The organism is Baekduia soli (assembly GCF_007970665.1).
In the GTDB taxonomy this organism is placed as follows: domain Bacteria; phylum Actinomycetota; class Thermoleophilia; order Solirubrobacterales; family Solirubrobacteraceae; genus Baekduia; species Baekduia soli.
The window spans coordinates 4,079,205-4,102,914 of the sequence record NZ_CP042430.1; the positions used below are offsets into that span (position 1 = coordinate 4,079,205).

General features: G+C 74.5%; 23 protein-coding genes and 1 pseudogene. 14 read left to right on the forward strand and 10 right to left on the reverse strand.

Annotated features, from left to right (window positions below):
- Positions 1-86 precede the first annotated feature (86 nt).
- The 3 genes from FSW04_RS19740 to FSW04_RS19750 are packed head-to-tail and all read left to right on the forward strand — an operon-like array spanning position 87 to position 2,950.
- Positions 87-1,067 carry a glycosyltransferase gene (locus FSW04_RS19740; RefSeq protein WP_187368938.1) on the forward strand — a complete coding sequence of 327 codons (981 nt, stop codon included), beginning with the start codon at positions 87-89 and terminating at the stop codon, positions 1,065-1,067.
- Positions 1,064-1,942, forward strand: coding sequence for a glycosyltransferase family 2 protein (locus tag FSW04_RS19745; RefSeq protein WP_187368939.1), 879 nt, complete (start codon positions 1,064-1,066; stop codon positions 1,940-1,942). The genes FSW04_RS19740 and FSW04_RS19745 overlap by 4 nt, the downstream gene beginning before the upstream one ends.
- Before the next feature lie 9 nt (positions 1,943-1,951).
- Entirely contained in the window at positions 1,952-2,950 is a 999-nt protein-coding gene (locus FSW04_RS19750) for an LLM class flavin-dependent oxidoreductase (RefSeq protein WP_146921948.1), read from the forward strand.
- Here FSW04_RS19750 and FSW04_RS19755 read toward each other — a convergent pair.
- Positions 2,947-3,630 (reverse strand): uracil-DNA glycosylase, encoded by a 684-nt coding sequence (locus FSW04_RS19755; protein ID WP_228430597.1) that lies wholly within the window; start codon positions 3,628-3,630, stop codon positions 2,947-2,949. The two genes, FSW04_RS19750 and FSW04_RS19755, sit on opposite strands and share 4 nt — an antisense overlap.
- A gap of 162 nt (positions 3,631-3,792) precedes the next feature.
- Here FSW04_RS19755 and panC point away from each other — a divergent pair, with 162 nt between their 5' ends.
- The 5 genes from panC (at position 3,793) to FSW04_RS19780 (ending at position 7,683) form a co-directional block, all read left to right on the forward strand.
- Positions 3,793-4,686 carry a pantoate--beta-alanine ligase gene (gene panC, locus FSW04_RS19760; protein ID WP_146921950.1) on the forward strand — a complete coding sequence of 298 codons (894 nt, stop codon included), beginning with the start codon at positions 3,793-3,795 and terminating at the stop codon, positions 4,684-4,686.
- Between the two features lie 38 nt (positions 4,687-4,724).
- A complete protein-coding gene (panB, locus tag FSW04_RS19765; protein WP_228430598.1) occupies positions 4,725-5,618 on the forward strand; it encodes a 3-methyl-2-oxobutanoate hydroxymethyltransferase in 894 nt (297 codons plus the stop codon).
- Between the two features lie 85 nt (positions 5,619-5,703).
- Positions 5,704-6,330: a DUF47 domain-containing protein gene (locus FSW04_RS19770; RefSeq protein ID WP_146921951.1), complete on the forward strand. Its 627-nt coding sequence runs from the start codon at positions 5,704-5,706 to the stop codon at positions 6,328-6,330.
- An 11-nt stretch (positions 6,331-6,341) separates the two neighbouring features.
- Positions 6,342-7,445 (forward strand): inorganic phosphate transporter, encoded by a 1,104-nt coding sequence (locus tag FSW04_RS19775; protein WP_146921952.1) that lies wholly within the window; start codon positions 6,342-6,344, stop codon positions 7,443-7,445.
- 1 nt (position 7,446) lies between these two features.
- Positions 7,447-7,683: a hypothetical protein gene (locus FSW04_RS19780; RefSeq protein ID WP_146921953.1), complete on the forward strand. Its 237-nt coding sequence runs from the start codon at positions 7,447-7,449 to the stop codon at positions 7,681-7,683.
- Between the two features lie 59 nt (positions 7,684-7,742).
- On the opposite strand, the gene FSW04_RS19785 is transcribed toward FSW04_RS19780, so the two are convergent.
- Together FSW04_RS19785 and FSW04_RS19790 are read right to left on the reverse strand one after the other, a co-directional pair.
- On the reverse strand, positions 7,743-8,372 hold the full coding sequence (locus FSW04_RS19785; protein ID WP_146921954.1) for an acyltransferase: 630 nt from the start codon (positions 8,370-8,372) through the stop codon (positions 7,743-7,745).
- A complete protein-coding gene (locus FSW04_RS19790) occupies positions 8,369-9,451 on the reverse strand; it encodes a coiled-coil domain-containing protein (RefSeq protein ID WP_146921955.1) in 1,083 nt (360 codons plus the stop codon). The genes FSW04_RS19785 and FSW04_RS19790 overlap by 4 nt, the downstream gene beginning before the upstream one ends.
- 133 nt (positions 9,452-9,584) lie before the next feature.
- On the opposite strand from FSW04_RS19790, the gene FSW04_RS19795 reads away from it, so the two are divergent.
- The 4 genes and pseudogenes from FSW04_RS19795 to FSW04_RS27965 all read left to right on the forward strand — a co-directional run bounded on the left by FSW04_RS19795 (position 9,585) and on the right by FSW04_RS27965 (position 13,069).
- Entirely contained in the window at positions 9,585-10,331 is a 747-nt protein-coding gene (locus FSW04_RS19795) for an RAD23 family protein (RefSeq protein ID WP_146921956.1), read from the forward strand.
- A gap of 71 nt (positions 10,332-10,402) precedes the next feature.
- A pseudogene (locus tag FSW04_RS28690) lies at positions 10,403-10,945 on the forward strand (RNA polymerase sigma factor); the annotation flags it as partial.
- A 332-nt stretch (positions 10,946-11,277) separates the two neighbouring features.
- Entirely contained in the window at positions 11,278-11,913 is a 636-nt protein-coding gene (locus FSW04_RS27435) for a hypothetical protein (protein ID WP_146921957.1), read from the forward strand.
- 106 nt (positions 11,914-12,019) lie between these two features.
- Complete coding sequence (locus FSW04_RS27965; protein WP_187368941.1) at positions 12,020-13,069, forward strand: LysM peptidoglycan-binding domain-containing protein; 1,050 nt, start codon at positions 12,020-12,022, stop codon at positions 13,067-13,069.
- A 242-nt stretch (positions 13,070-13,311) separates the two neighbouring features.
- Here the strand turns inward: FSW04_RS27965 and uvrA are convergent, their stop codons facing one another.
- The 7 genes from uvrA to FSW04_RS19845 form a co-directional block, all read right to left on the reverse strand.
- Complete coding sequence (uvrA, locus tag FSW04_RS19815) at positions 13,312-16,215, reverse strand: excinuclease ABC subunit UvrA (RefSeq protein ID WP_146921959.1); 2,904 nt, start codon at positions 16,213-16,215, stop codon at positions 13,312-13,314.
- 115 nt (positions 16,216-16,330) lie between these two features.
- On the reverse strand, positions 16,331-17,425 hold the full coding sequence (locus FSW04_RS19820) for a glycoside hydrolase family protein (protein WP_146921960.1): 1,095 nt from the start codon (positions 17,423-17,425) through the stop codon (positions 16,331-16,333).
- Between the two features lie 43 nt (positions 17,426-17,468).
- Positions 17,469-18,362: a DivIVA domain-containing protein gene (locus tag FSW04_RS19825; RefSeq protein ID WP_146921961.1), complete on the reverse strand. Its 894-nt coding sequence runs from the start codon at positions 18,360-18,362 to the stop codon at positions 17,469-17,471.
- Positions 18,363-18,380: 18 nt separating this feature from the next.
- The gene (locus FSW04_RS19830; protein ID WP_228430600.1) at positions 18,381-19,142 is read right to left on the reverse strand and encodes an HhH-GPD family protein; all 762 of its coding nucleotides are present in this window, start codon (positions 19,140-19,142) and stop codon (positions 18,381-18,383) included.
- A gap of 69 nt (positions 19,143-19,211) precedes the next feature.
- Complete coding sequence (gene uvrB, locus FSW04_RS19835) at positions 19,212-21,236, reverse strand: excinuclease ABC subunit UvrB (protein WP_146921963.1); 2,025 nt, start codon at positions 21,234-21,236, stop codon at positions 19,212-19,214.
- A gap of 216 nt (positions 21,237-21,452) precedes the next feature.
- Positions 21,453-22,124 carry a type 1 glutamine amidotransferase family protein gene (locus tag FSW04_RS19840; protein WP_146921964.1) on the reverse strand — a complete coding sequence of 224 codons (672 nt, stop codon included), beginning with the start codon at positions 22,122-22,124 and terminating at the stop codon, positions 21,453-21,455.
- Positions 22,121-23,080 carry a DMT family transporter gene (locus FSW04_RS19845; RefSeq protein WP_146921965.1) on the reverse strand — a complete coding sequence of 320 codons (960 nt, stop codon included), beginning with the start codon at positions 23,078-23,080 and terminating at the stop codon, positions 22,121-22,123. Before FSW04_RS19845 ends, FSW04_RS19840 begins: the two co-directional genes overlap by 4 nt.
- An 86-nt stretch (positions 23,081-23,166) precedes the next feature.
- Between FSW04_RS19845 and FSW04_RS19850 the strand changes: the two genes are divergently transcribed.
- Positions 23,167-23,475: an ArsR/SmtB family transcription factor gene (locus tag FSW04_RS19850; RefSeq protein ID WP_228430601.1), complete on the forward strand. Its 309-nt coding sequence runs from the start codon at positions 23,167-23,169 to the stop codon at positions 23,473-23,475.
- Positions 23,476-23,546: 71 nt separating this feature from the next.
- A complete protein-coding gene (locus FSW04_RS26370; protein ID WP_187368942.1) occupies positions 23,547-23,708 on the forward strand; it encodes a hypothetical protein in 162 nt (53 codons plus the stop codon).
- The last annotated feature ends 2 nt before the right edge of the window (positions 23,709-23,710 follow it).

Consider the following 23,710-nt stretch of genomic DNA (forward strand, 5'->3'; position numbering starts at 1 on the left):
CGGCGCCCCATAGCCTCTCAGCCTCCAAGCCGCCCGTGGCGATCGTGCTGCGGCGCGGGCCGGCCCGTGCGGGTAGCGTGCGCCCGATGCTCGTGGCCGTCGACGCCCGCGCGCTGGCCGCCCGGCGCGGCGTCGCGCGCTACACGCGCCGGATGCTCGAGGCGCTCGCCGCGCACGCCGAGGTCCGCGCCGTGGTGCCGGGCCGCGCGCCCGTCGAGCCGGTGCCCGGCGTCACCCTCGTGCGCACGGCGCCGGGCTCGCGCCCCCTGCACGCGGCCGGGGCGCTCTGCGGGCGCCCCCGCATCGACCGACTCGCCGGCGGCGCCGACGTCGTGTGGCTGCCGGCGCCCGCGCCATGCGCGCCGGGGGCGCGGCACGTGCTGACCGTCCACGACCTGTCCTGGGAGCAGCGCCCGAAGGACTTCACGGCCTACGAGCGGCTGTGGCACCGCCTGGCGCGCCCGCGCCGGCTGGCGCGCAGCGCCGGCGCGGTGGTCTGCGACGCGCCCGCCGGCGCGGACCTGCTGCGGGGGCGCTGGGGCGTGACGGCCCGCGTCGTGGAGCCGGGCGTCGACCACGTCGCGGCCAGCCCCCACCCCGGCCGCTACGTCCTCTACGTCGGCGCGCTCGAGCCCCGCAAGGGCCTCGACGTCCTCGCCGAGGCGTGGGCGCGGCGGCCGCTGGAGGGCACGGAGCTGCTGGTCGCCGGTGAGGGGCGCGTCGCCGTGCCGGGTGCGCGCATGCTCGGCCACGTCGACGACGCGCAGCTGCACGCGCTCTACGCCGGCGCGCTGGCCGTCGTGCTGCCCTCGCACCTGGAGGGCTTCGGGCTGCCGCCCCGCGAGGCGGCCGCGCACGGCACCCCCGCCGTCGTCAGCGACCTGCCGACGCTGCGCCTGCCCGGGACGCTGCGGGTCCCGCCCGGCGACGCCGCCGCCCTGGCCGCCGCGCTGGCGCGGCTGCCCGCCGAGCGCGCCCGGCTGGTCGCCGAGCTCGCGCCCCCGCGGACGTGGGCGCAGGCGGGCGCCGAGCTGCACGCGATCCTGGCCGAGGTGGCCGCCCGGTGAGCGCGCCCGCGATCGTCACCGTGCTGCACGACTCCGCGCCCGACCTGCGGCGGCTGCTGGCCTCGCTGCCGCGGGCCGCCGCGGACTCGCTCGTGGTCGTCGACGCGGGCTCGGCCGACGACGGTCCGCGGATCGCCGCCGACTGGGGGGCGACGGTCGTCGAGGCGGGCGACGTCGGCTTCGGCGCGGCCAACAACGCGGGCCTGCGGCACGTGACCGCCTCGGTGACGATCCTGCTCAACCCCGACATCGTGGTCGGCGACCCGCCGGTGCTCGAGCGCCTGGCCCGCCACGCGCGGTGCGCCGACGCGCTGCACGTGCCGCGGCTGCGCAACCCGGACGGCAGCGCGCAGCGCAGCGCCCATGCGCTGCCCGGGCGCCCTGGCGCGCTGCTGCCCGCGCTCGTGCACCCGCGCGCCCTCCCCCGCCGCCTGCGCCTGCAGGCGGACCCCTGGCGCGCCAGCGCCGAGCGCGAGGTGGGCTGGGCGATCGCCGCGGCGGTCGCGGCGCGCACGGAGACGCTGCGGCGCCTGGGGCCGTTCGACCCCGCGCAGTTCCTGTTCTACGAGGACATGGACCTGTGCCTGCGGGCGCGGGCCGCCGGCGTGCCGACCGTGCTGCATCCCGAGCTCGAGCTCGAGCACCGCGGCGGGCACAGCACGGGGCCGGCCTACGGCGGCGAGCCCCACGAGCTGCTGGCCCGCCGCCGCCACGAGGTCGTGGCGGCCAACCTCGGGCCGCGCGCGGCCGCGCTGGACGGCGCGGCGCAGGCGCTGACGTTCGCCACGCGCGCCGGCGCGCGCCTGGCGCTGCGCCGTGAGGCCGCGCGCGAGCGCGCTCAGCTGCGGGCGGTGCTCCATGCGCTTCGCGGGTAGCCGGAGGGCATGACCCAGTTCTGGTTCGCCGCCTCCACGGAGGAGTTCACCCCCAGCCAGATGCTCGAGCAGGCCCGCGTGGCCGACCGCTCGGGCTTCGACGGCATCGGCTCCTCCGACCACTTCGTGCCGTGGTTCCCCGAGGGCCGGGGGTCCTCCGCGTGGGCGTTCCTGCCCGCCGCGGGCCAGGTCGTCGGCGGCGACGGGCCGCTGTTCACCTCCGTCACGCCGGTCCTGCACCATTACCACCCGGCGGTCATCGCGCAGTACTTCATGGGCCTGGAGGACCTGCACCCGGGCCGCGCGGTGCTCGGCGTGGGCTCGGCCGAGGCCATCAGCGAGGTGCCCCTGGGCCTGGACTGGCCCGAGCCCGGCGAGATGCTGCGGCGCTTCGAGGCCGGGCTGGAGGCGATCTCGCGGCTGTGGGACGGCGAGACGGTGACGATGGACGGCGGCTGGTTCCGCCTCGACGAGGCGCGCCTGTACACGATGGCCGCGCGGCGCCCGCGGATGATCGTCTCGGCCTTCGGACCGCAGGCCGCCGCGATCGCCGGCCGCTGGGGCGACGGGCTGTGGACGCTGGGCGACCCCGAGAGCGCCCCGGAGGTCATCGACGCCTACCGCTCGGCCTGCGCCGAGCACGGCCGCGAGCCGGGCGAGATCGTCCTGCAGGCCGGCTTCCACCTCGGCGAGCCCGAGGAGCGCGTCATCGCCGCGACCCGCAAGTGGAAGACGACGCAGTTCCCCGAGTACTACCGCGACGACCACCACGACCTCGAGGCGATGGCCGCCGAGGCCGAGAGGCGCATGAGCGACGAGGAGTTCGCCCACGAGGGCTTCCTCATCAGCAGCGACGTCGACGAGCACATCCGGCGCCTGCGCGAGCTGGCGGCCATCGACGGGACGACCGTCGTGTGCCTGCAGTCCATCGGCGACCACGACCCGCTGACCTCCATCCGCCGCTACGGCGACGAGGTGCTGCCGTCGCTGCGCGGGGCGCGCGCCTAGAAGAGCCCGAGCTGGAGGCTGGGCTCGGGCTCGGCCTCGGCGGCGGCCGGCGGCTCGGGCTCGACGGCCTCGGCCTGGGGCTGCTCGGGCGCGCCGAGCGCCAGCAGCTCGGGGATCCGTGCGAAGTCCTCGCGCAGGACGTCGACGTTGGCGGGCGTGTACAGCGCGGCGGCCGGGTGGAAGACCGGGTAGAGCCGGACCGCCCGCGTCCCGACGACGCGGACCTCCGGTCGCCCGTGCAGGCGCATGACCCCGGTCGTGTCCTGGCGCAGCAGCTTCGTGGCGAAGTTGCCCAGGGTGACGATCATCGACGGCTGGACGAGCTCGATCTTGCGGAACAGGAAGTCCTGGCAGTGCTCGATCTCGGCGGGCTGCGGATCGCGGTTGCCCGGCGGCCGGCAGTTGAGCACGTTGTTGATGAACACGTCCGAGCGCGCCAGGCCGATCTCGCCGAGCAGGCGGTCCAGGAGCTGCCCCGCCTGGCCCACGAACGGCAGGCCCTGGAGGTCCTCGTTGCGGCCCGGCGCCTCGCCGACGAACATGAGCTCGGCGTCGGCGTTGCCCGAGCCGAAGACGACGGTCGAGCGGGTCCGGGCCAGCTCCGGGCAGCGGGTGCATCCCCGCGCCTCGGCGAGGACGGCCTTCAGCGCCTCGCGACGCTGTGCGGCGGTCGACGACACCCGGCCAAGCCTAGACCGCCGACCGGATCCCGGGCTGTTCCCTTTCGCAATCTGCGGGGTATCATCCGGTGCACCTTCGAGCTCGCGACCGGCATCTCCCGTGCGGAGAGCTGGACCGACTGCTGCAATGACCTCCTCTCCTTTCGCCCGCGCGCCATCGCGATGAAGACGCTGCGCACCGTCGCCGACCTGCGCAGCGCGCTGGCCGGCCACCGCCGCGAGGGCGAGACGATCGCCCTCGTCCCGACGATGGGCTACCTGCACGAGGGTCACCTCAGCCTCGTCCGGGCCGCCCGCGAGCGCGCCGGCGTCGTCGTGGTCTCCCTGTTCGTCAACCCGTCGCAGTTCAACGAGGCGGCCGACCTGGAGGCCTACCCCCGCGACGAGGCCCGCGACGTGGACCTCGCGAGCGCGGCCGGCGCCGACATCCTGTTCGCACCCGCGCTGGACGAGGTCTACCCCCAAGGGTTCGGCACGCAGGTGCGTGTCGGGGGCGCCCTGACCGACCGCCTCGAGGGCGCCCACCGCGGCGCCGAGCACTTCCACGGCGTCACCACCGTCGTGTGCAAGCTGATGAACATGGTCGGTCCCGACGTCGCCGTCTTCGGCCAGAAGGACGCCCAGCAGGCGCTCGTGCTGCGCCGCATGGTCGCCGACCTGGACATGCCGGTGCGCATCGACGTGGCGCCGACCGTCCGCGAGCCCGATGGCCTCGCGCTCTCCAGCCGCAACGTGCGCCTGCACGGCGACGACCGCCGCCGCGCCCTGGCCCTGCACCGCGGGCTGCAGGCCGCGACCGCCGCGCTGGCCGGCGGCGAGCGCGACGCCGCACGTCTCACCGCCGCCGCCCGCAGCGCGATGGACGAGCTCGGCGTGCAGCCCGAGTACCTCGCGCTCGTCGATCCCGGGACGCTCGACCCGCTCGACGCCGTCGACGGCCGGGAGGCGCTCCTGGCCGTGGCCGCGCGCGTCGGCGACGTGCGCCTCATCGACAACACGATCCTCATCCCCGACCCCGTCCACACCGACGCAACGGTGGCGACCTGCCTCTCCTGAGGGGGCGTCAACCGGCGGTCAAGGAGCCCCCATCAGCCATGTCCTCCATGCGCAACATCACCGTCCCGGCCGACGCCTCGCGCCTGCCGATGACCCTTCCCCGCCTCGCGGAGAAGCAGCGACTCGGCGAGCCGCTGGTCATGGTCACCGCCTACGACTACCCGAGCGCGCTCGCGGTCGACAAGGCCGGCGTGGACCTCGTCCTCGTCGGCGACAGCGGCGCCATGACCGTGCTGGGCTACGAGTCGACCGTCCCGGTCTCCCTCGACGAGCTGCTCATGCTCGCCAAGGCGGTCCGGCGCGGCCTGCGCACGCCGTTCCTGGTCGGCGACCTGCCGTTCGGGTCCTACGAGGTCAGCGACGAGCAGGCCGTGCAGACCGCGTTCCGCTTCGTCAAGGAGGCGGGCTGCGATGCCGTCAAGCTCGAGGGCGGCGGCCCGGTCTCGGTCGCCCGCGCCCGGGCGATCGTCGGTGCCGGGATCCCGGTCATGGGCCACGTCGGCCTGACGCCGCAGACCTCGACGGCGCTGGGCGGCTACCGCGCGCAGGGCCGGACCGCCGAGGCCGCCGGGCGCGTCGCGCGCGAGGCGCTGGCGCTGCAGGACGCCGGCTGCTTCTCCATCGTCTTCGAGGCCATCCCCAGCGCCGTGGCCGAGGCCGTCATGCCGCGGCTGCATGCGCTGGTGATCGGCATCGGCGCCGGCCCGGCGACCGACGGCCAGGTCCTCGTGTTCCACGACCTGCTCGGCATCCGCGAGGGCCGCGGCGCCCGCTTCGTGCAGCGCTACGCGGACATCCTGGACGAGATGATCTCCGGCGTCGCGGCCTACGCCGACGACGTGCGTGGGCGCCGCTACCCGGGCCCCGACCACGGCTACACGATCCCCGACGAGGAGCTGGCCGCCTTCAAGGAGGCCCTCCGGGCCCTCTGATCCCTCACCGTTCGGCGACCGCGACCCTGGCCACCCGTCGGGGTCGCGGTCGTTAACACGGTCTTCACTCGCTACGCTGCCGCGCGTGGCCCGTCTGTCTCAGGTCTTCGCCCCCCGCGACCGCGAGTTCTTCGACCTCTTCGAGGAGGCGGGCGGCAACATGGCGCGCGCCGCCGACCTCCTGGACCAGATGCTGTCGGCCTGGCCCGACCGCAAGGAGCTGTCGCGCGACATCCTCGTCTGCGAGCAGGAGGGTGACCGCATCACGCACGACATCATCCACCGGCTGCACCAGACGTTCGTCACCCCGATCGACCGCGAGGACATCCTCGAGCTCGCCTCGGCGCTGGACGACGTCATCGACTACACCGAGGAGGTCGCCGACTACCTCGGCCTCTACCGGATCGAGGCGCCGATGGAGCAGGCCCAGCGCCTGGCGCACATCCTCGTGCAGGCGACGCGCCAGCTCGCCGAGGCCCTGCCCCGCATGCGCGGCTTCCAGGACCTCAGCCACTACACGGTCGAGGTCAACCGCCTGGAGAACGACGGCGACCGGGTGACCCGCGAGGCGATGGCCTCCCTGTTCGAAGGCGGCATCGACCCGATGGTGGTCATCCGCTGGAAGGACATCTACGAGCGCCTCGAGCAGGCGATCGATGCATGCGAGCACGTGGCCAACGTGCTCGAGGGCATCGTCATCAAGAACTCCTAGGCGCCTCCCCCGTGGGCAGCGACCTCGTCCTCTACATCGTCGTGGCCACCGCGCTGGCCTTCGACTTCACCAACGGCTTCCACGACACGGCCAACGCCATCGCGACGAGCATCTCCACGCGCGCGCTGTCGCCGCGCGCCGCGGTCCTCATGTCCGCGGTGCTCAACTTCGCCGGCGCGTTCGTCTCGCTGTCGGTCGCGGCGACGGTCGCCAAGGGCATCGTCGAGCCCGGTGGCATCACGCAGACGATCGTCTTCGGCGGCCTCATCGGCGCCATCGCCTGGAACCTGGCGACGTGGTGGTTCGGGCTGCCGTCGTCCTCCTCGCACGCGCTCATCGGCGGCATGGTCGGCTCGGCCTTCGTGGCCAAGGGGCCCAGCGCCATCCTCGGCGACGGGATCCTCGAGAAGGTCGTGCTGCCCGCGGTCATCGCCCCGATCCTGGCCTTCGTCGTGGCGGGCATCTCGATCCTCGTGGCCTACCGGATCGTGGGGCGCCAGCGCCCCGGCCTGGTCAACCGCGGCTACCGCCTGGGCCAGATCGTCACCGGCAGCCTCTTCTCGCTGGCCCACGGCACGAACGACGCCCAGAAGACGATGGGCATCATCACGCTGGCGCTCATCGCCCACGGTGACCTGTCCTCCGCCAGCTTCCACGTGCCGACGTGGGTCGTGATCTGCTCGGCGTCGGCGATCGCGCTGGGGACCTACTCCGGCGGCTGGCGGATCATCCGCACCATGGGCAGCCGGATCATCAAGATGGACCCGGCGCAGGGCTTCTCGGCCCAGGGCGCGGGCGCCGCGGTCGTCCTGACCGCCTCGCACCTGGGCTTCCCGCTCTCGACGACGCACGTCATCTCCGGCGGCGTCATGGGCGCCGGCGCCGCCAAGCGCCTGTCGGCGGTCCGCTGGGGCCTGGCCGGCAACATCGCGCTGGCCTGGGTGCTGACCCTGCCGTGCGCGGCCGTGATCGGGGGCGCCGCCTACGGCCTGTGCTCGATCTTCGGCAGCGACGCGGCCGGCGTCATCGTCGTGTCGCTGCTGGTCATCGGCCTGCTGGCCGCGGCGTTCGGCTCGCGGGTGCGCCGCGGGCCGGCGATCACGGCGGAGGCCTGACGTGGCCGGCGTCATCGAGTGGGGCAAGCTCGGCCAGCTGCTGTGGGTCGCGCCCGTCGCGGGCCTGGCGGTCGCCCTGACGTTCTCGCTGATCATCGTCGGGGTCTCCCGCGCGGGCGAGGCGCGCCGCGACCGCGCGGGCGGCATCGCCGCCGCCTACAGCGCGCTCGCTCTGGCGGCCACGGCCGGCTTCTGCGCCGTCGTGGTCTACGGCGTCCAGATCATCACGACGAAATAGCGGAACGCTCGCGCAGAGCGCGAGGTTCCGGGCGGTGGTGTCGTCGGCCCATGGGGCGCTCAACCCGCCACGGGCGCGTCGGGCGGCAGCCCGGCCTCGGGGTGCTCGGCGTAGGTGATCGTCCGCAGCACGCGGGCGGGCGAGCCGGCCGCGATCGAGAACGCCGGCAGGTCAGTCGTCACGACGCTGTTGGCGCCGATGACGCAGCGCTCGCCGATCGTCACGCCGCTGGTGATGACCGCGTTGGCACCGCACCACACGTTGTCGCCGATCCGCGTCGGGCCCTTGGTCGTGAAGCCCTGCCACGGCACGGGCTTGACCGGGTCGTCGAAGCGGTGGTTGCCGTCGGTCACGAAGCAGCCGTTGGCGAACATGCAGTGCTCGCCGATCTCGACGAGCTCGACGGCCGCCACCATGACCCCGAGGTTCAGGAACGTGCCGCCACCGATGCGGATGCGGCCCGGCGCCGGCGCCGTGAGCCAGACACCGGGCTCGAACAGCACGTGCGGGCCGAGCTCGAGGCGCCCGTCCTGCAGGAGCTCGAGGACGTTGCCGTGGATCGGCCAGCGCGCGAAGGACTCGCGCCGCGCGAGCTCGAGGTGGATCCGCGCCCGGTTCCACGGCAGCGAGCTGCGCTCGTACCAGCGCCACTTCTGCAGCCAGAGGCGGGCACGGCCCGCCTCGATCATCGCGGCTCCCCGGGCTCGTCGACGGTGCCGCCCTCGCGCAGGATGCGCGCGAGGTGGTCGGCGATCTCGGCGGCCGTTCCCTCGCGGCCGCCGGCCCGCAGCCGAGCCTGGACGCTGTGCAGCGACGTGCGGTCGGTCAGGTCCTTCTGGGCGGCCTGCAGCTGGGCGGTGAGCTGGTTGCCGAGCTCGCGCAGGCGGTGCTGGGCGTCGCGGACGGCCTCGGTCAGCGCCCGCCCCTCCACGCCGGCCACGTCGGCCTGCGCACGCGCCTCGCGCAGCAGCGCGTCGGCCTGCTCGCGGGCCTCGCGGGTGGTGGCCCGCGCCTGGGCGCGGATCGCCGCCACCTCGTCCTCGGCGGCGGCGCGGATGCCGGCCGCCTCCTCGGTGGCCGCGACGATGATGCGCCGTGCCTCCTGCTCGGCGGCCGAGATGGCGCTGGAGGAGTCCTGCTCGATCGCCCGCAGGCGCGCGGCGACGGCCTGCTGGACGCGCAGGTCCTCCGCTGCGGCCGCCTCCTGGCGGGCGCGCTCGGCCTCGGCGCGGATCTCCGCGGCGGCCCGCTCGCCCTCCGCACGTGCCTCGGCGACGGCGCGCTCGCGCTCGGCGTCGGCGCCGGCGGCCACGCGCTCGGCCTCCTGGCGGGCGTCGGCCCGCAGCTGCGCGGCGTCGGCTCGGCCCTGGTCCAGCGCCTGCTGGGCCTGCTCGCGCGCCTCCGCGAGCAGACGCTGGGCCTCGGCGCGCGCGTCGGCCACCGTCTGCTCGGCCTCGCCGGCCCCGGACGCGGGGCCCGGGGACCCCGGCATGGTGATCGGCGCCGGCGCCACGGGCGCGGGGAGCGGCGGCGCGGAGGGCACCGGCGGAGGCGGCGGCGCGACGGGCTCGGGCGCGGGCACCGCGCCGCCCGGCTCGGAGGTGAACGGGCGGTGGCGTACGGTCAGCTCGTGGCCGCGGGTGCCGCCCGGGAGCACGACCTCGCGTTCGCTGACCAGCTCGATGTGGCCGAAGCGCAGCGTGAGATCCGTCAGCAGCGCGGAGCGATCCGGCCCGGTGACGGTGACGACGGACGGTTCCAGAGCCATTGAGCGCCCCACCGTATCGATCCCCGCAGCGCGAACGCCCGGCCGGCCGTGGGTGGACGTTCGTCCGATGCGCGTGATCTTCGTGCACGGCTCGTGTCCTTGCTCCTGAACGCCGATGACTCCAGGAGGAACCATGCGCAGAACCCGCTTCACCTCGGCCGTCGCCGCCCTGACGCTGATCGCCGTGCCGGCCGCCGCCTCGGCCCACGGCAGCCACCACAAGGTCCGCGACAGCGACCACGACGGCATGCCCAACACGTGGGAGGTCGCCAACCACCTCAACGCCCACAAGGCCGACGCCAACGGCGACCCCGACCACGACGGCCTGCGCAACCTGGCCGAGTACAAGGACGGCACGAACCCGCGCAACGCCGACACCAACGGCAACGGCGTGCCGGACAACCATGACGTCGCCGGGACGGTCACCTCGTTCACCAACGGCGTCCTGACGATCACGCTCCCGGACGGCTCGACGCGCACCGGCACGGTGGACGCCGACACCCGCGTCATGTGCATGCCGTCGACCCCGGCCAGCGGCACGACGCCCTCGACGGCCACCCCGCCGTCCAGCGCCACCCCGGTGACCCCGACGGCCCGCTCGGCGCGCCACGGCGGCGACGACGGCGCCGGCGACGGCCAGGATCCCGCCAGCTCGGCCACGCCCGGCAGCTCGACCCTCCCCGTGACGCCCGGCACGTCCGGCCACGACCAGGGCGACGACGACGGCTCCGAGAACGATGGCGGCCCGAACGGCCACGGCCAGCACCGCGGCAACGTCTGCGCCCCGGGCGCCCTGGCCGCCGGCGCGAAGGTCCACGAGGCCGAGCTCAAGCTCACCGGCTCGGGCGCCGTCTGGGAGAAGATCCAGCTGCTCTCCTAGGCCGCCCACCGCACGCGTCGTGCCGCGGCCCGGGAGCGGACCCCCGGGCCGCCGGCACGGCGTGCGACGGTGTGAGCCTCTACGCTCGAACGAGGAAGGACAGGGTCACGGACACCAACAGGTCCCATCTGCTGCGCCACCCGGCGCGTCTGGCGAGCGCCTCGCTCCTGCGGCTGCAGAGCGACGAGCGGCTCGCCGAGCTGGCCGTCGACGGCCACGAGGCCGCCTTCGCGGCCATCGTCGACCGCTACCGCACCCCGCTGCTGCGCTACAGCGCGGGGATCGTCGGGCCGGCACGCGCAGAGGACGCCGTCCAGCAGACCCTGATCAGTGTCCACGACGCCCTGACGAGGACCGACGAGGTGCGTCATCTCCGCTCCTGGCTGTACCGCATCGCCCACAACACGTCCCTGAACGTGCTGCGCTCCGTCCGCGACGAGGTTCCGCTCGACGCCGAGCACACCTCCCCCGCCGACGGCCCGCACGCCGCCTTCGAGCGCACGGAGCGCCTGCGCGAGACGCTCGCCGCCGTGCACGACCTCCCCGAGCGCCAGCGCGCCGCCCTCGTGTTGCGCGAGCTCGAGGGCCGCTCGCACGAGGAGATCGCCACCGCGCTCGGCGTCAGCGCCGGGGCCGCGCGCCAGAGCCTCATGCGCGCCCGCACCGCGGTGCGCGGCGTGGTCACGGCCGTCACGCCCTACCCGCTGCTCGTCAAGCTCGCCGCGGGCCTGGCCACGACCCCTTCGGCCGCGGGCTGGGGCGAGGTCGCCGCGGGCGCCGGGGCCGGCGCGACCGTCGCCAAGCTCACCGTCGGCGTCATGGCCACGGGCGCGCTCGTCGGCGGCGCGGTCGGCACGCAGCAGGTCGTCCACCACCACCGCCAGGCCACGCACGAGGCCGCGGCCGCTCACCCGGCCCGCACCGCCCGGGCGGTCGCCGCCGCCACGTGGGCGCCCGCGCTCGCGGCGGTCTCCGACCCGTCCGGGACGCCCGCCTCGCCGGCGTCGCCCGCCACCTCGGGAGCCGGTCGGCCGGGCGCCGCACCTCCGGATCGCACCACGGCACCGGCCGCTCCGGCGGCTCGAGCTCCGGCCGCGAGGGCTCCTCCGGGGCCCGCGATGGCTCGGGATCCCGCGGCACGTCGGGCGACGACGCCGGCAGCACGCGTCGCGGCTCGGAGGCCTCGGGGTCCGGCGGGGACGGCGGCGGCACGCCCGGCGGGCCGGCCACGCACGGGCGCCGCACGTCCGAGGACGGCGGCGGCAACGGCGGCGGCGGCGAGCACAGCAGCGGCGAGGCCACGCGGTCCACCGGCGGGGACGGCGGCGGCAGCAGCACGACGCCCACCGAGAACGCCACCGGCACGCCCTCGGGCTCGCGCACGGCGGGCGCGGGCGACACCTCCGGCGGCGGCGAGACCCCCGTCGCCGCGACGACGCCCACCGCGCCGCTCCCGGGCGACGACGGCTCCTCGGACCTCTCCACGCCCAGCACGTTGGGCAAGGGCTCGGGCGGCGGCTCGGGCTCCGACTCCCTGCAGGGCGCCACCTCGGGCGCCCAGGACCCCTCTGGCGGCGGCTGAGCGGCCCCCGCACGGCGCCGCGTGGCCGGTGCACCCGGCCTTGCAAGGGGACCTAATCCTGCCCGGATCGGGCTGATCGGGCCTCGGGCACGGCATGGTGACGGCCATGCGACTCCGTCTGTCCCTGATCGCCGCCCTGTCCTGCGCCGCCGCGCTGCCCGCGGCCGCGCACGCCGACGCCACGCACCTCGTCGTCCCCGGCGAGACACTCTCGGGCATCGCCGCGGCCAACGGGCTGTCCCCCCAGGCGCTGGCCGCCGCCAACGGCCTGTCGCCGCAGGCCTTCGTCATCTCGGGCCGATCGCTCGTCGTCCCGTCGGCCGGGGCCGGCACCTCCTCGGGCGCCGCCATCCCGGCCCCGCTGGGCGGCTACCGCGTCCGGCTGGGCGACACGCTGAGCCAGATCGCCCTCGAGCACGACGTCTCCGTCGCCGCGCTGGCCGCCGCCAACGGGCTGCTTCCCGAGACCCACGTCGTCGCCGGCGCGTCCCTGCGCCTCCCCGGGCCGGGCACGACGGCCTCCACCACGACCTCCACCACGACCTCGACCGCCGCCAGCCACCTCGTCGTCCCCGGCGAGACCCTGTCGGGCATCGCCGCGGCCAACGGCATCACCCTCGCGTCGCTCGCGTCGGCCAACGGCCTGACGCCGCGGTCCTTCGCGATCGCCGGCACGCGCCTGCGGATCCCCTCCGGCGCGCCCGCCGCGAGCGTCCCCGCCACCAGCCCGGCCATCTCCGACGGCCCCGTGGCCACCGGCGGGCGGCTGACCGCCGCCCAGATCGGCGCCATCGCCGGCCAGACCGGCGCCCCCGCCTCGCTGGCCACCGCCATCGCCTGGCAGGAGAGCGGGTTCAACAACGGCGCGCTCAGCGTCGCCAACGCCCGCGGCATCATGCAGGTCATCCCGGCCTCCTGGGACTACGTCCAGCGCAACCTGACCACCACGCAGCTCAACCCCGACTCGCCGGCCGACAACGTCCGCGCGGGCTCGCTGCTGCTGGCCCGGCTGCTGCGCGACACGGGCGGCGACGCCGCGACCGCGGTGGCCGCCTACTACCAGGGCCTGGGCTCCGTGCGCCGGATCGGGATGCTTCCCGAGACCAGGCAGTACGTCGCCAACGTCCTCGCGCTGCGCAGCCGCTTCGGCGGCTGACGAGAACCCGGCCCAGGGGGCCGGATGCTACGCGGGTGTCGGCCCCCGGGGGGCGGCACCCGCGGTGCGGGCACGGCTCGACGCGTCGGAGGCGCAGGCGCAGGCTCGTCGGCCCCGAGCCCGCGTCGCCAGGCCGACGCGCACGCGGATCCCGGCGCGGGCGGAGGGACCGGGCGCCACGGCGAGGCCCAGCGCCGCGAGGCCCGCGACGGCCGCCGGAGCCCCCGGGCGCCGCAGCGCGCTCACGCTGCGGCGGCGGCCACCTTGCGCCGGCGGGCGGTCCCGCGCCGCGCCGCGGGCGCCGCCGGCGTCACGAGCCGGGCCAGGAACTCGCCGGTGTGGGACCCGGGCGTCCCGGCGACCTCCTCCGGCGTGCCCACCGCGACGACCTCGCCGCCCTCCTCGCCGCCTTCGGGGCCCATGTCGATGAGCCGGTCGGCGGTCTTGATGACGTCGAGGTTGTGCTCGATGACGACGATCGAGTTGCCGGCGTCGACCAGGCGGTGCAGCACCTCGAGCAGGCGCTGTACGTCGGCGAAGTGCAGGCCGGTCGTCGGCTCGTCGAGGATGTAGAGCGTGCGCCCCGTCGCGATCTTCGACAGCTCCGTCGCGAGCTTGACGCGCTGCGCCTCGCCGCCCGACAGCGTCGTGGCGGGCTGGCCGAGACGGATGTAGCCCAGGCCGACGTCGCGCAGGGTCTCCAGGCGCCGGTGGATCTTCGGGATGTTCTGGAAGAACTCGACCGCCTCCTCGACGGGCATGTCGAGCACGTCGGCGATCGTCCGGCCCTTGAACCGGACCTCGAGCGTCTCGCGGTTGTAGCGCTTGCCGTGGCACTGCTCGCACGGCACGTAGACGTCGGGCAGGAAGTGCATCTCGATCTTGATCTGCCCGTCGCCGCGGCACACCTCGCAGCGCCCGCCCTTGACGTTGAACGAGAACCGGCCCGGCTTGTACCCGCGCGTCCGGGCCTCCTGGGTCTTGGAGAACAGATCGCGGATGACGTCGAACAGCCCCGTGTAGGTCGCCGGGTTGGACCGCGGCGTGCGGCCGATCGGCGACTGGTCGATCTGGATGATCTTGTCGACCTGATCGAGCCCGAGGACCGCGGTGTGGGCGCCGGGCCGCTGGCGCGCACGGTGCAGCTTGTTGGCCACCGCCTTGAACAGCACCTCGTTGACGAGCGTCGACTTGCCCGAGCCCGAGACGCCCGTCACGCACGTCATGACGCCGAGCGGCACCTTGACGTCGACCTTCTTGAGGTTGTGCTGCGACGCGCCGCGGATCTCGACGTACCCGCTCGGCCGGCGCCGCTTGCCCGGCACCTCGATCGTCCGCGTCCCGGCCAGGAACTGGCCGGTGAGCGAGGACTTGACCCGCTTGACCTGCGCCGCGGTGCCCTGGGCCACCACGCGTCCGCCGTGCTCGCCCGCCCCGGGCCCCATGTCCACGAGGTGGTCGGCGGCGTACATCGTCTGCTCGTCATGCTCGACGACGAGCACCGTGTTGCCGAGGTCGCGCAGGCGCTCGAGGGTCCCGATGAGCTTCGTGTTGTCGCGCTGGTGCAGGCCGATGGACGGTTCGTCCAGGACGTAGAGCACGCCGACGAGCGCCGAGCCGATCTGCGTCGCCAGCCGGATGCGCTGCGCCTCACCGCCCGACAGCGTCGCGGCCGCGCGGTCCATCGACAGGTAGCCGATCCCCACGTTCTCCAGGAACTGGAGGCGCTCGCGGATCTCGCGGAAGATGAGCCGCGCGATGTGGCGCTCGGTCTCGGTCAGGTCGACCTCGTCCAGCCAGGTCAGCGCCCGGCGCACCGAGAAGGCGCAGAACTCGTGGATGGCCATGCCGCCGACGAGCACGGCCCGCGACTCAGGCCGCAGCCGCGCGCCCTTGCACGCCGGGCACGGCACCAGCGACATGTACTCCTCGATCTTCTCCCGCACGCCCTCGGAGTCGGTCTCGCGGTAGCGGCGCTCCAGGTTGGCGACGATACCCTCGAAGCGCGTCGAGTAGGCCCGGCGGCGCCCATAGCGGTTGCGGTAGGAGATCTCGACGCGGTCGCCGTTCGTGCCCTGCAGGAAGAGGTCCTGCTGCTCGGCGGGCAGCGAGCCCCACGGCGACTCCATGTCGACGCCGTACTTCTCGGCGATCGCCTCCGTGATCTGCTCGTAGTAGTTCGACGCGCTGTTGGCCCACGGGGCGATCGCCCCCTCGGCGAGCGACAGCGACGGGTCGGGGACGACCATGAGCGGGTCGATCTCCATCTGCGACCCCAGGCCGGTGCAGCGCTCGCACGCGCCGTGCGGCGAGTTGAAGGAGAAGATCCGCGGCTCGAGCTCGGGGATCACCGGGCCGTGGTCGGGACAGGCGAACTTCTCGCTGTAGAGCGTCACCGCCGGGGGGGCGCCGTCGTCGCCCTTGGGCACGGTCTCGACCTCGACCATCCCGTCGGCCAGCGCGACGGCCGTCTCGATGGAGTCGGCCAGGCGCTTGCGGACCTCGGCGCGCATGACGAGCCGGTCGACGACGACGGAGATGTCGTGCTTGAACTTCTTGTCGAGCACGATCTCGTCGTCCAGGAGCCGCAGCTCGCCGTCGACCTTGATCCGCTGGAAGCCCTCGGCCCGGAGGTTCTGGAAGACCTTGCCGTACTCGCCCTTGCGCCCGCGCGCAACGGGCGCGAGCACCATGAAGCGCTCGCCCTCGGGCAGCTCCATGACCTGGTCGATGATCTGCTCGGCGGACTGGCCCTGGACCGGCTTGCCGCAGATGTGGCAGTGCGGGTGCCCGATGCGGGCCCACAGCAGGCGCAGGTAGTCGTAGATCTCGGTGACCGTCCCGACCGTCGAGCGCGGGTTGCGCGACGTCGTCTTCTGGTCGATGGAGATCGCCGGCGACAGCCCCTCGATCGAGTCGACGTCGGGCTTGTCCATCTGGCCGAGGAACTGGCGGGCGTAGGCCGACAGCGACTCGACGTAGCGCCGCTGGCCCTCGGCGTAGATCGTGTCGAAGGCCAGCGAGGACTTGCCCGATCCGGACAGCCCCGTGATCACGCTCAGCGCGTTGCGCGGCAGCGTGACGTCGACGTTCTTGAGATTGTGCTCCCGGGCTCCCGAGACCACGATGGCGTTCTTCGGCGGCACTCCGACCGAGTGTAGCCGTGCGAACAGACGTTCGTGCGGCTCGTGCGGGCGGGAGTCCGCAACGAGCACGGAAAGCCGCACGATCGTGGCCGGGGCGCGCTCACGGCGCGCCGGGCTACCTCGTCGCCGCGGCCCGGGCGACGGCGCGGAACGCGCCGAGGGCGGGCTTGGCCCGGAAGGTCCCGTCCGGCAGCGCCTGGGTCAGCCCGGAGTAGTCGAAGGAGTTCTGCGACCCGGCGTCGACCGTGGCCCACGTGTACCAGAACACCCGCGCCAGCCGCAGGCGCGTGCGGTTGCGCAGCAGCAGGCCGTACATCTCCCGCAGCCGCTGGGCCTGGCCGGCCTCCGTGGTCTCCCAGTTCTGCGTCAGCGGCTGCTTCTTGCCCTTGGCCGAGGACCAGGTGAGCTCGGTCAGCCAGAGCGGCACCCGGCGGTAGCCGCGGCGGTCGAGCGCCTCGCGGTTGAGCCGGACGATCTTCAGCGCGTTGGACGGCCGGCCGCTGAACGGGTGCGCCCCCGCCGCGTCGAAGCGCAGGCGCGGGCCGCCGACGGACAGCAGCCTGGCCAGGTCGCGCCAGGAGAAGTTGGCCATGGACGCCATGAGCACCGTGGCGCCGGGGTCGGCGGCCTTGACGGCCGGGTAGGCCGCGCGCAGCAGCGCCGCGTAGGGCTTCTGGAACGGTTGGGTGCGGAAGTAGTCGACGAGGTTCGGCTCGTTCCAGATCTCCCACGCCCGGACGGCCCGCCGCGGCACCTCGGGGTGCTCGGCCCACAGGCTGCCCCTGGGGCCGTAGCGGCCGATGAGCGCCCGCAGGTAGCCCGCGAACGCCGCGGGGCGGCGCGGCGGCACGAACGGGTCGGGGCTACCGCCGTTGGCCCAGGCCGGCGCTCGCAGCGCGAGGCCGAGGACGTCGATGCCGTGCCGTGCGGCCGTGAGCACCTTGCGATCCGTCGCGCCCCACGCGAACTGGCCGGGGGCGGGCTCGATGGCGTCCCAGGCCATCTCGACGCGCCAGGACCCCACGCCGGCCGCGGTCATGTCGGCGGCGCGGGCGTCGAGGTCGACGGTGTCGGCGTCCAGCGGCCCGTTGACCATGACGCCGAAGAAGGCCCGCGGCGGCCCCTTGGCGTCGGCGCGCGCGGGCGTGAGCGCGGCCGGTGCGAACAGGAGCGCCGCGGAGGCCAGCACGAAGGCGAGGAGACGGAGCATCACGGCTCCGAACGCCGCGGCGCCCGCGGAGTTGCGGCCGGGGTCAGGACTCGACCGTCGCGTAGACCTCGTCGAGCAGCGCGGCGCGGTCGGCGAGGTCGAAGTTCTCGGCCAGGTAGCGGTCGGTCTCCTCGCGGGCGGTGCCGTTGAGCGCCATGTTCAGCGCGACGAGCCGGGCCCCCTCGACGTCGCCCTGCGAGACGGGGGCCGCCTCGGCCGGCGCGGGCTCGGCAGGGGCCGCCGCCGCGGCGACGGGCGCCGCCGGGGTCTCGTGGGCCTCGAAGCGGTCGTCGACGGCGGCGTCGTTGAGGATGACGACGTCGTCGTCGTCGTCGTCGTCGTCGTCGTCGTCGGTGAAGGGCGTGGGGGCCACAGCCACCGGCACGGACTCGACGATGGGCGCGGCCGCGGCGGGGGCGGGTGCGGTGCGGGCGCGGCCCGAGGCGTCGTAGAGGTCGCCCATGCCGCCCTCGAGCAGCGACAGGTCGGCGGTCAGGCGGTTGGCTCCGGTGCGCAGGCTCTCGATGAGGGTCTTGAGCTCGCCCTCCATCGCGTCGACGCGCTGGAGCATCTGCGTCGTGGCCTGGCGCACCCTGCCGACGTGCTCCTGGCTCTGGGACACCGCGTCGTCACGGGTGTCCTTGGCGTCGGCCTCGGCGTCCTCGCGGATGCGGGCGGCCTCGTCCTGCGCGGCGCGCTCGATGTCGGCGGCGCTGGTCTCGGCGGCCTCGACGATCGCGCGGACCTGCTCGGAGGCGGCCTGGGCGATGGACGCGGGGCTGGCCTTCTGGGCCGCCCCGCCCGTGGGGACGCGGCGGCGCAGCTCCTCGACCTGCTCGGCGACCTGGGCGAGGTGAGCGTCGACCGCCTCGGGCTCGTAGCCGCGCCGGCCGATGGGGAAGTCGCGCTTCTCGATGGTCTGACGGTCCAGGGCCATGGGCCGGAACCCTAGCGCTCAGACCGGCAGGCTGAGGCCGCCGTCGGCACGCACCACGAGGCCGTCGCGCACGAGGCCTTCGACGGCGTGCGCCAGGCGCCCCGGCTCGAGGTCGGCCGGCAGTTCCTCGCCGGCCGCCAGCGCCGCCACCACGCGGCCCCGAACCCAGCGGTTGGTGGCCTCGAAGCGCTCCTTGGGGGCCGCCGGGCCGCGCCGGCGCGGGGCCACCGCGACCCGGCCCGCCGAGGCGCAGCCCGCACCCGCGAGCGGGCAGTCCCCGCACGCGGCCGCCCGCGCGCGGCACACCAGCGCGCCGAGCTCCATGAGCGCCTGGCCGACCTGCGGCGTCGGGACCGCCGGCGTCCAGCCCGTGCGCTCCAGGACCCGGCGCACGTTGGTGTCGACGGGCAGCTCTTCGCGCCCGAACGCGAACGCGCCCACGGCGGCGGCCGTGTACGGCCCGATGCCGGGCAGCGAGCTCAGGTCGGCGGGCCAGCCGTCGCGCGCCACGACGGCGCAGGCCTCGCGCAGGCGCACCGCGCGGCGGTTGTAGCCCAGGCCCACCCACGCGGCCAGCACATCGGCCAGGGACGCGGCGGCCAGCGCGGCCGCGGTGGGCCAGCGCGCCATCCAGGCCTCGAAGCGCGGCACGACGCGCACGACCTGGGTCTGCTGGAGCATGACCTCGCTGACGAGGATCGCGTAGGGGTCGCGCGTGCGGCGCCAAGGCAGATCGCGCGCCTGGCGCCCGTACCACGCCAGGAGCGGGCCCTCGAGCACGGCGGGCACGCTAGCGGCCGGGGGCGCCGGCCCTGCAGCGCGGCGTGCGGGCCGACGGCGGCGGCCCGCCTACGCCGGCGCCTCGAGGTCGTTCAGCTGGCGCAGGTCGCGGCGCAGCTCGCGGATCTCGTCGCGCAGGCGCGCGGCGTACTCGAAGCGCAGGTCCTCGGCGGCGGCCAGCATCTCCTCCTCGAGCTCGATGATCGTCTTCTCGAGCTCGGTCGGGGTCATCGACCCGGCGTCGACGCGCTTGCGGTCCTTGCGGCGCCGGCCCTTGGGCGTCTTGCTGTCGCCCTGCAGGAACTCGGCGATGTCGCTGATGCCCTTGACGATCGACGCGGCCGTGATGCCGTGCTCCTCGTTGTAGGCCAGCTGGATCGCGCGCCGGCGGTCGGTCTCCCCCAGCGCGGCCTCCATCGCCGCCGTCCGCTTGTCGGCGTACATGATGACCTTGCCGTCGACGTTGCGGGCCGCCCGCCCGATCGTCTGGATGAGCGAGGTCTCCCCACGCAGGAAGCCCTCCTTGTCGGCGTCGAGGATGGCGACGAGCGTCACCTCGGGCAGGTCGAGGCCCTCACGCAGGAGGTTGACGCCGACGAGGACGTCGTACTCCCCCAGCCGCAGGTCGCGGATGATCTGGATGCGCTCGAGCGTGTCGACCTCGGAGTGCAGGTAGCGGACCTTGAACCCCATCTCGAGCAGGTAGTCCGTGAGGTCCTCGCTCATCTTCTTGGTGAGCGTCGTGACCAGGACGCGCTCGTTGCGCTCTACGCGGTCACGCACCTCGTTCATGAGGTCGTCGATCTGGTTGCGCGTCTCGCGCACGTCGACCTGCGGGTCGACGATGCCCGTCGGGCGCACGATCTGCTCGACCACGCACTTGGAGTGCGCGCGCTCGTACTGCCCGGGCGTGGCCGAGACGAACAGCATCTGCGGGGTGATCGACAGGAACTCGTCGAAGGTCTGGGGCCGGTTGTCCAGGGCGCTGGGCAGCCGGAACCCGTAGTCGATGAGCGTCTGCTTGCGGGAGCGGTCGCCCTCGTACATGCCGCCGATCTGCGGCACGGTCTGGTGGGACTCGTCGATCATGCAGACGAAGTCCTCGGGGAAGTAGTCGATGAGGCAGTAGGGCCGGTCGCCCGGCATCCGGCCGTCGAGGATGCGCGAGTAGTTCTCGATGCCGTTGCAGAAGCCCATCTCCCGCAGCATCTCCATGTCGTACTGGGTGCGCTGGCGCAGCCGGTGGCTCTCGAGCAGCTTGCCCTCGGCCTCCAGCTCGGCGCAGCGGTGGTTGAGCTCGCGGCCGATCTCCTCGACGGAGCGCTCCACGGTGCCCTCGCGCACGTTGTAGTGCGACGCCGGCCAGATCCCGATGTGCTCCATGTCGGCGTGGCGCAGCTCGCCCGTGAGCGGGTCGAACTCCTGCAGCAGCTCGACCTCGTCGCCGAAGAACGTCGCGCGGTAGGCCGTGTTCTCCGAGTAGGCGGGGAACACCTCCAGCGACTCGCCGCGCACGCGGAAGGTGCCGCGGCCGAGCGCCTGGTCGTTGCGCGTGTACTGGATCGTCACGAGCTTGCGCAGCAGGAGGTCGCGGTCGGTCGTGCCACCCTTGGTGAGCACGACGAGGTTGTCGTTGTAGGTCTCGGGCGAGCCGAGGCCGAAGATCGCCGAGACGGAGGCCACGATGACCACGTCGCGCCGGCCGAACAGCGCCGCGGTCGCCGCGTGGCGCAGGCGGTCGATCTCCTCGTTGATCGCCGAGTCCTTCTCGATGTACAGGTCCTTGCTCGGGACGTAGGCCTCGGGCTGGTAGTAGTCGTAGTAGGAGACGAAGTACTCGACGGCGTTGTCGGGGAAGTAGCTGCGGAACTCGTTGCACAGCTGCGCCGCCAGCGTCTTGTTGTGGGCCATGACGAGGGTGGGCCGCTGCACGCGCTCGATGACCGAGGCCATGGTCATCGTCTTGCCGGTGCCGGTCGCACCGAGCAGCGTCGTCATCGGCGCTCCGCCGTCCAGCGAGGCCACGATCTCGTCGATGGCCTTCGGCTGATCGGCCATCGGGCTGTAGGCGGCATCGAGGCGGAAGGGCGGCATCCCGTCCAGGGTACCTGCCCCCGCGGTCCGCTCCGGACGCCCGGTTTGACGCCGCCTCCGGCCGGAGATGCCTGGCGCACCAGCACCCTCAGGAGGGGCCGAGATGGCGATTGCCGCGCGATCTCGGGGCCGGTGATCGTCATCTCCTTCGTCCTGGCCGGCATCACCTGCGTGTGCGGCGCGCGCTCTCCTACGCCGAGCCGGCGCGGCGGGACCTCAGCAGGCGGTGACGCGGCGCACGGCCGCGCCGCCCCCGGGGCGGGCGGCCACGTGCCAGGCCGCGCCCGTCCCGTGGACCTCGCCTCCGGCCAGGAGCGTCCCCTCGTCCAGCGCCCAGCCCGCGGGCACGAGGCCCGACCCCACGGCATGCACCAGCCGGCCCAGCGTGCCCCACTGGCCGGCATGGACGTCGACGGCGAACGGGACGAGCCCCAGACCGCGGGCGATCGTGACATCGTCCAGGCCCTCCCCCGCGTCCTGCGGGCAGACCCCCTCGCCGCCGGGGGCGCGCCAGCCGCCCACGATGGCCCGCGCGGCCGCCACGGCCGCGCCGGCCGAGAAGCCCGCGTAGGGGATGCCGGGCGGCGGCCGCCAGCCGTCCAGCAGCGCGGCGTACAGCGGCGTCGGGCCGCCGGCGACGTAGACGCCGGCCGCGCCCGCGACGTCGGGGATCGTGGGCCGCGCACGGGACAGGACGCAGACGCGCACCGCCGAGGCGCCGGCGCCGGTGAGGGCCGCCCGCCAGCGTTCCTCGTCGACGCCGTCGCCCTCGTCGGCGGCCAGCACCGCGATCGTGCCCGCGCCGCACGCAGCGACGAACGGGCGGTGGGTGGCCAGCACGCCGCCGGGCTCGCGCCCACCGCCGATCAGGAACGGGCCGCTGGTCACGCGGCCTCGGCCGCGGAGCGGGCGGCGGTCGTGGGCGCCGGGGCCGGGGCCGGGGCCGGGGCCGCGGCGCGCATCGTGGCGTTGGCGCCCACGAGCGCCGCCAGGGTGATGGCCGCGCCGATCAGCTCGATGACGGTGGGGGTCGCCCCGCGGAAGGCCTCGATCGTGAACGTCGTCACCGGCACCAGGTTCATGAACAGCGCGGCGTTGGCCGACCCGAGCCGCGCGATGCCCGCGTTCCAGCCGATCATCGCCACGAACGCGCCGAGGACGACGACGTAGGCCAGCCCGCCCGCCGTGGTGCTCAGGTCGGCCCTCGACGGCAAGGAGAGCAGGCCGCTCACGTCGCCGACGACCGTGACGACGAGGATCGTGATCGTCGCCGCCGCCGTGGTCAGCGCGGTGATCCGCAGCGGCGACCACCCCGGGTAGTCCTGCCCGGAGCTGAGCGTGTAGCGGGCCCACATCGTCGCCCCGAACAGGACGAGCAGGTCGCCGGCCCCGCCGTGCAGGGCGGCGGCCGGGTCGTCGCCCACGACCACGAGCGCGACGCCCGCGAACGCCAGGACGACGAACCCGAGCAGGCGGTTGGACGGGCGCACGCGGGTCAGGCGCCAGCGCCCCAGGACGGTCAGCCCGGGCACGATGGCGACGATGAGCGACGCGTGCTGCGGCGTCGTGTGGCGCAGGCCGGCATAGCCGAGGATGTTGAAGCCGGCGAACCCCAGCGACCCGTAGAGGAACGCGACGCCGAAGCGGCCCTCGTAGCGCAGCGCCGACCGGCCCTCGACCGCGGCGAGCAGGACGAGAAAGCCGAGGCCCGCGAAGCCGAAGCGGATCGCGGTGACGTGCACGGGGTCGATGTGCTTCATGACCCCCGCAGCCACGGGGAACATCCCGCCCCAGAGCAGGACGGTGATCAGCGGCGGCAGGAACGACGGGAGCTTGGCGGACACCGAGGCGGTCCGATTGGTTCGATCGGATTCGAACGAGCGTAGCACGACGTTCGATGTTGATCGAACAAGGCGCTACCCTCACGGACGTGGACCCCTACGAACCCGAGACCGCCGAACTCGACCTCACCCGCGTGCTGCAGGCGCTCGGCGATCCCGTCCGCCTGCACATCGTCCGCGTCCTGGCCACCGGCGGCGAGCGTGCCTGCGGCACGGTCCAGCTCGAGGTGGGCAAGGCCACCCGCTCGCACCACTTCCGGGTCCTCCGGGAGGCGGGCATCACGCGCACGCGCGTGGAGGGCACCCACCGCTTCGTCTCCCTGCGCCGCGACGACGTCGAGAGCCGGTTTCCCGGCCTGCTCGACGCCGTGCTGGTCCCACAGCGGGCGCCGGCGTAGCGGGCCGGGCTCTGCCGACCGGACCGCGCCAGCGGCAGGCTGGACGTGTCGATGAACCCCAGGGCGTCGCGGTGGAGCGCATGCTGCGCCGGCCCGTGCTCTCCTCGATGCACGCGGGCTTCAGCCTCGGCGCGCTGGCGGGCGCCGGGGCCGGCGCGCTGGCGATTTCCGCGCTGGGCGGCGCGCACGCCATCGTGGGCTCGGTGGCCGAGGCGCTGGGCCTGGCGCGCTGATC